This window comes from Pseudoflavonifractor phocaeensis (genome assembly GCF_021531815.1).
Classification (GTDB): domain Bacteria; phylum Bacillota; class Clostridia; order Oscillospirales; family Oscillospiraceae; genus Lawsonibacter; species Lawsonibacter phocaeensis_A.
In genome coordinates this window covers 1-245 of sequence record NZ_JADYUM010000044.1, presented here as the reverse complement: position 1 = coordinate 245, position 245 = coordinate 1, and the positions used below count along the sequence as shown (strand labels likewise).

At 62.4% G+C, this 245-nt stretch carries 1 protein-coding gene; it reads right to left on the bottom strand.

Features of this window, described 5'->3' with window-relative positions; translation table 11 throughout:
* Positions 1–53: 53 nt before the first annotated feature.
* Positions 54–245: hypothetical protein (locus tag I6E42_RS12655; RefSeq protein WP_235372373.1), on the bottom strand; the 192-nt coding region annotated here is incomplete at its 5' end.

Below are 245 nucleotides of genomic sequence, written 5' to 3'. Positions count from 1 at the left end.
TACGCGCCACTCGGCGCGGCGCGCTTTCGCGCGCGAGGCGACTAGGGGGGACCTTACTCCAGCCCCTTCAGTTTCTCCATCCACAGAGCCGCCACGGTGTCGGAGGGCATACGCCAGTCTTTCCCATAAAACGCAAGCGTCCTATGGGGGCCCTCTGGATTTAAATGCTCGCCGAAAGTGAATTTCGCCTGCGCAATTCTCCGCTGCGCTCCGAATTTACGCGCCACTCGGCGCGGCGCGCTTTC